Source organism: Streptomyces sp. OfavH-34-F (assembly GCF_022347745.1).
Classification (GTDB): Bacteria; Actinomycetota; Actinomycetes; order Streptomycetales; family Streptomycetaceae; genus Streptomyces.
In genome coordinates, this window is record NZ_JAKRGC010000408.1 from 1 (window position 1) to 4,715 (window position 4,715).

Sequence of the window (4,715 nt, forward strand, 5' to 3'; positions counted from 1 at the left end):
GGCGCCGGCGCCCCGGCCGCGGGCGCCGAGCCGCGGGGCAAGCCGCGGAAGCAGTCGGCCGGCGCCGGGGACGACTTCAGCGACATCGAGGCCATTCTCAAGAAGCACGGGATCTGAGACCAGGAGCCGAACGCTCCGCCGAGCCCGCCGCGCGCTGCGGCGGGCTCACGCCGTCTCACCAGGTGAATCGTTCCGCCGGGGTTCCTTGACCTTGTGTCGCGCCGCCGCATAGCGTCCCGCTGCGCCGGAAAGCCCTGATCCACGGGGCCGGAACCGCTCGCCCGAAACGGAGAACCCATGGCCCTGTTCGACCTGCCCCTGGACCAACTGCGCGGCTACCGCCCCACGCTCGACGAGCCGGCGGACTTCGACGCCTTCTGGGAGCGCTCCCTCGGCGAGGCCGCCGCCCACCCGCTGGACGCCGAATTCACGCCCTACGACGCCGCGTTGAGCACGGTCGACGCGTACGACGTGTCGTTCGCGGGCTGGGGCGGCCACCGGATACGGGCCTGGCTGCTGGTGCCCGCGGGCGCCGAGGGCCCCCTGCCCGCCGTCGTGCACTACCTCGGCTACAGCGGCGGGCGCGGGCTGCCGCTCGACCACGTGGTGTGGCCGGCCGCGGGCTGGGCCGCCCTGATCGTGGACACCCGCGGCCAGGGCGCGGTCAACCACCACTCGGCGGGCGACACCCCGGACCCGCACGGCGCGGCCAACCCCCAGGCGCCCGGCTTCATGACCAACGGCATCCTCGACCCGGAGACGTACTACTACCGCCGGGTCTTCACCGACGCGGTGCGCGCCGTCGAGGTCGCCCGCAGCCACCCGTCCGTCGACCCCGCCCGGATCGTGGTGCAGGGGGCCAGCCAGGGCGGCGGCATCACCCAGGCGGTGGCGGCCCTCAGCCCGCACGTGAAGGCCGCGTTCATCGACGTGCCGTTCCTGACGCACTTCCGGCGGGCCGTCGAGATCACCGACGAGGACCCGTACCAGGAGATCGTCAGGTTCCTGGCCACCCGGCACGACGCCGAGGAGCGGGTCTTCCGCACCCTGGGGTACTTCGACGGCGTCAGCTTCGCCGCGCGGGGGACCGTGCCGGCGCTCTACTCGGTGGCCCTGATGGACGCCATCTGCCCGCCCTCCACGGTCTTCGCCGCCTACAACCACTGGGCCGGGCCCAAGGAGATCGAGATCTACCCCTGGAACGGCCACGAGGGCGGCACCGGGGTCCACCGCGCGGTCCAGTTGCGGAAGCTGCGCGAACTGGTCTGAGCCGGGCGGCCCGCCGGGGGGCGGGGGAGCGGGGGCGCGGGTCCGAAAACATGCGGGACGTTCGGACGCCGGAGCGATTAAGAATCCCCCCGTGACGGGTGAACTCCCGTCGTGAGGAGGCATGTTGGTACGCGGCACCCCTCGGACTGCGTCATGATCTTCCCGAAATGGTGGACACCTCTCGGGGCGACGCCCCCGCACCCTCCGGCGAGGAGCCGCGCGGCTGCCTCTTCGCGCTCTCCCAGCCCCCGCTGATGATCTTCCTCTCGGTCATCGGCACCCTGCTGCTGATGGCCGCGCTGCACGATCTCTTCATCCTGTGAACGGTCAGCCGGCCGCTTCCCTGCGGCGCGCCCGGTACGCGGCCACGTGCAGGCGATTACCGCAGGTGCGGCTGGAGCAGTAGCGGCGCGAGCGGTTGCGGGACAGGTCGACGAAGGCGTGCCGGCAGTCCGGCGCCTCGCACCTCCGCAGCCGCTCCGTCTCGCCCGCCACGATGATGAAGGCGAGGGCCATGCCGCAGTCGGCCGCCAGGTGGTCGGCCAGCGAGGCGTCCGGCGAGAAGTAGTGCACATGCCAGTCGTAGCCGTCGTGGGCGGTGAGCTGGGGCGTCGTGCCCGCGGCCGCCACCAGGGCGTTCACCAGTCCGGCGGCGGTGCGCGCGTCGCCGGCCGCGAAGACCTCGGCGAACCGGGCCCGCACGCGGTGCACGGCCCGCAGGTCCTTCTCGTCGAGCGCGCCGACCCCGCTCACCCGGTGGCGGGCGGCGAAGGCGTGGAGCGCCCCGATGTCGGCGAGCCCGTCGGCCGCCGAGCCCCCTTCCGGCTCGCTCTCCGGCGCGGTGTTCACCAGATCGACCACTACGTCGAGGGCGATCCGGGTGTCGTGAGGGATCAGCACGCTTTCGCTCCCTGGCCTTCCGCGGGCGGGCGCCCGCCGATGCCGTTCGACTCTACTGGCTCGCCGGGGGCGCACAGGCGCGTACGGGAGCGTGCGTGGCCGGTACGGGCGCCGGGGCTGCGGGCAGGGGGCCGGTCACGCGGACCGGCGCCGGTCACCACGGTGGATTCCGTGGTCACCGGCGCCGGTGTCAGCCGTATGAGGTTGTCCGCGCGACGCCGTCTCCCCGAGTCGGACGGCGGCGTGCGGCTCCCGGCCCTGGCTCAGTTCTCGGCCAGGATGTGGGAGAGCTCCGTATCGAGGTCGAAGTGGCGGTGTTCGGTGCCCGGTGGAACCGCGGCGTCGGTCCGCTTCAGGAACGACTCCAGGGCCCGCGCCGGGGCCTCGAGCAGTGCCTCGCCCTCCGGAGAGCTCAGCGCGATGCAGACGACGCCCTGGCCGTGGCTACGGGATGGCCAGACACGGACGTCGCCGGTGCCGGTGGGCCGGTGCAGCCCCTCGGCAAGGAGGTCGCGGGCGAAAACCCACTCGACCGTCTCCTCCGCTCCGGTGTGGAAGGTGGCGTGCACGGCATACGGATCGGCCGTGTCATACCGCAGGCCCGCGGGTACAGGCAGTGAGGACTCGCTCGACACAACGAGGCGCAGGTGCAGCTCGCAGCTGACCGTGGTGTTCATAAGCGCCAGGGCCTTTCGCTCAGTGTGCGCTCGGGGATTCGCACGTCGGCGAAATCGACATGCCACCTACGGTGGCGTTGTAAACCCCTCTGACCGTTTTGTGTCTCTTCGGGTAGCTCGTACAGCGGTGTGTAACTTTGCGTCATGCGGCCATTCCAGTGACGCCGAGCGGTCCGGTAAGTTGGCTCCATGCATGCGGAGAGTGACGAGCGGGACGGTGTCGCCGCAGCGGCGAAGCCGGATTCCGAGGCGGGGGAAGCGCCCCGCGACGCGACGGGGGACGTCATACCGGGAGTGACCAAGGAGGACCCGCCGCTCGGCTCCAGAGCGCCCGGCTTCATCAAGGCCTCCAGGGCGCTGCACCTGAGCTGGCAGGCCGGCGTCTTCGTGGTCGGCCTCGCCGTGGTGGTGGCCGGCATCATCATGCTGCCGCTGCCCGGCCCCGGCTGGCTGGTGATCTTCGGCGGCATGGCGATCTGGGCGACCGAGTTCGTCTGGGCCCAGCTGGTCCTGCGCTGGACCCGGCGCAAGGTCACCGAGGCCGCCCAGCGCGCGCTCGACCCCAAGGTCCGGCGCCGCAACATCCTTCTCACGGTCATCGGGCTCGTGATCATCGCGGTGCTCGTGGGGATCTACGTCTGGAAGTTCGGCATCGTCATGCCGTGGAAGATCCACGAGTGATCCCGGCCCGGTCATGGAGCACCGCTGACATGCGGTAATGTTTGCGGTGCGCCGGGGCGATTAGCTCAGTGGGAGAGCGCTTCGTTCACACCGAAGAGGTCACTGGTTCGAACCCAGTATCGCCCACCCGGACCGAGGGCCCGGAAGCCGTACAGGCTTCCGGGCCCTCGGCGTTCCCGCCGCTCTCACCGCATCCGGCCCAGCGCCTCCCGCAGCCGCCGGGCGTCCCGCAGCCGCTTCTCGTACGTCGCGCCCACCGCCAGCAGCAGCACCCCCGCCAGCGCCGGCACCACCCAGCGCGGCAGCGCCCCCGCCACCTGCACCACGTACGGCGCCAGCTCGTGCAGCGCGTCCAGCGCCAGCACCGCACCGCCCAGCACCAGCAGCGCCTGCAGCCGCAGCCGCGCCCCCACCAGCGTGATCCCCAGGGCCGCGAGCCCCAGCAGCAGCGGACGCGTCCACTGGGCGTCCGTCCAGGCCGCGCCCAGCGACGGCACCAGCGTCACCGCCAGACCCGCCCCGTACGCCGCCCACGACGAGGCCGCCGGATCGCGCCGCCGCCGCAGCACCCCGACCACCAGCGCCGGCACCGTCACCGGCAGCGTGTACGCCTCCGGCGCCGACACCCCCGCCACCGACAGCCGCACCCAGGCCGCCAGGACGAACAGCCCCGTCGCGAGATACCCGGCGAACGGGCGCCGCTCCGCACGCAGCGCCGTCCCCGCCGCCAGCACCCCGCACAGCGCCAGCACCAGCGCCAGGAACCGCGCGTCGCCCACCGCCATCGCCACGGCCACCGCGGCCACCGCCGCACCGGTCAGCTCCACCGGGAGCGCCACCGCGTGGCGCTTGAGCCGGGCGCCCAGCAGCACCGTCACCGCCGGGACCGCCAGCAGCGGCACAGCCGCCTCGGACACCGTCCACCCCAGCGAGGCCCCCAGCGCGCCCATCGGCACCCCGGCGCACACCACCGCCGCACAGGCCGCCGCCGACACCAGCACCGGCGACACCCCCGCCCGCCCGTCCAGGGCGACCGCCAGCCCCGCGCACACCACCAGCAGCAGCCCGAACACCGTGTAGGTGCCCGCCTCCGTCGCCAGGGACAGCACCCCCGCACCCAGCGCACCGGCCGCCCCGAGCACCCCGGCCGTCGCCGCCACGCCCCGTGCACCGGCCCGCAGCGCGGCC

The 4,715-nt window shown here is 73.2% G+C and carries 6 protein-coding genes and 1 tRNA gene; 4 read left to right on the plus strand and 3 right to left on the minus strand.

The window, feature by feature from the left end:
• Nucleotides 1–297: 297 nt before the first annotated feature.
• Nucleotides 298–1,269: an acetylxylan esterase gene (locus tag MHW47_RS32105; protein ID WP_239227379.1), complete on the plus strand. Its 972-nt coding sequence runs from the start codon at nucleotides 298–300 to the stop codon at nucleotides 1,267–1,269.
• Between the two features lie 167 nt (nucleotides 1,270–1,436).
• Entirely contained in the window at nucleotides 1,437–1,592 is a 156-nt protein-coding gene (locus MHW47_RS32110; RefSeq protein ID WP_239227380.1) for a hypothetical protein, read from the plus strand.
• 4 nt (nucleotides 1,593–1,596) lie between these two features.
• On the opposite strand, the gene MHW47_RS32115 is transcribed toward MHW47_RS32110, so the two are convergent.
• Both MHW47_RS32115 and MHW47_RS32120 read right to left on the minus strand, forming a co-directional pair.
• Entirely contained in the window at nucleotides 1,597–2,169 is a 573-nt protein-coding gene (locus MHW47_RS32115) for a CGNR zinc finger domain-containing protein (protein WP_239227381.1), read from the minus strand.
• A gap of 263 nt (nucleotides 2,170–2,432) precedes the next feature.
• Entirely contained in the window at nucleotides 2,433–2,846 is a 414-nt protein-coding gene (locus tag MHW47_RS32120) for an SsgA family sporulation/cell division regulator (protein ID WP_003987206.1), read from the minus strand.
• 189 nt (nucleotides 2,847–3,035) lie between these two features.
• Here MHW47_RS32120 and MHW47_RS32125 point away from each other — a divergent pair, with 189 nt between their 5' ends.
• Both MHW47_RS32125 and MHW47_RS32130 read left to right on the plus strand, forming a co-directional pair.
• Entirely contained in the window at nucleotides 3,036–3,527 is a 492-nt protein-coding gene (locus tag MHW47_RS32125) for a TIGR02611 family protein (protein WP_239227382.1), read from the plus strand.
• A 54-nt stretch (nucleotides 3,528–3,581) separates the two neighbouring features.
• Nucleotides 3,582–3,653: transfer RNA gene (locus tag MHW47_RS32130), tRNA-Val, on the plus strand.
• A gap of 59 nt (nucleotides 3,654–3,712) precedes the next feature.
• On the opposite strand, the gene MHW47_RS32135 is transcribed toward MHW47_RS32130, so the two are convergent.
• Nucleotides 3,713–4,715: SCO7613 C-terminal domain-containing membrane protein (locus MHW47_RS32135; protein WP_374230184.1), on the minus strand; the 1,003-nt coding region annotated here is incomplete at its 5' end.